The organism is Micromonospora maritima (genome assembly GCF_902825405.1).
Lineage (GTDB): Bacteria > Actinomycetota > Actinomycetes > Mycobacteriales > Micromonosporaceae > Micromonospora > Micromonospora maritima.
In genome coordinates this window covers 1-846 of the sequence record NZ_CADEAU010000938.1, presented here as the reverse complement: position 1 = coordinate 846, position 846 = coordinate 1, and the positions used below count along the sequence as shown (strand labels likewise).

Below are 846 nucleotides of genomic sequence, written 5' to 3'. Positions count from 1 at the left end.
GCCGGGTGCTCGGCCCGGACGCGGTGCTCGGCGCGACCGCCCGCGAGCCGGTGGGCGCCCGCGCGGCCGTGGATGCCGGCGCGAGCTACCTGGGCGTCGGCCCGTGCCACGTCACCACCACGAAGTCCGGCCTGCCGGACCCGATCGGCCCCGAGGGGGTACGCGCGGTCGCCGAGGCGGTCGGTGTCCCGGTGATCGCGATCGGTGGGGTGACCGCCGCGAGCGTGCCGACGTTGCGGGCCGCCGGGGCGTACGGGGTGGCGGTGGTCGGCGCGCTCAGCCTGGCCGCCGATCCCGCGCACGCCACCGCCGAGCTGATGCGGGCGCTGACGTGTTAAGAGGGGGCCCTTCCTCTACCGGAGGCGTTAAGAGGGGGCCCTTCCTTACCGACGTGGCGGTGGTGGGGGGCGGGCCGGTGGGACTCGCGATCGCGTGGCGGTGCGCGCAGCGCGGACTGCGCGTGGTGGTGCACGACGACCGGCCCGGGTCGGGCGCCTCGTCGGTGGCCGCCGGGATGCTGTCGCCGGTCGCCGAGGCGTACTTCGGTGAGCACGAGCTGACCGCGCTCCTCGTCGAGTCCGCCGCCCGCTGGCCCGGTTTCGCCGCCGAGCTGGCCGGGGCGAGCGGCGTCGACCTCGGCCATCGCACCGAGGGCACGCTCGTCGTCGGGCTCACCGCCGACGACCTGGCCGAGGCGGGGCGGCTGTGGTCGTACCAACAAGGTCTTGGACTGCCGATCACGCCGCTGCGCCCCTCGGAGCTGCGCGACCGCGAGCCGGCGCTGGCGCCGCGTGTGCGCGGCGGAGCGGTGGCCCCCGGCGACCACCAGGTCGACCCGCGGCGGCT

General features: G+C 77.2%; 2 protein-coding genes. Both read left to right on the top strand.

All coding sequences use genetic code 11. The features are described from left to right. The coding region (locus tag HUW36_RS33670; RefSeq protein WP_174531680.1) for a thiamine phosphate synthase at nt 1–338 on the top strand (338 nt) is incomplete at its 5' end. Further along, the coding region (locus tag HUW36_RS33665) for an FAD-dependent oxidoreductase (RefSeq protein WP_174531679.1) at nt 332–846 on the top strand (515 nt) is incomplete at its 3' end. The genes HUW36_RS33670 and HUW36_RS33665, both read left to right, overlap by 7 nt.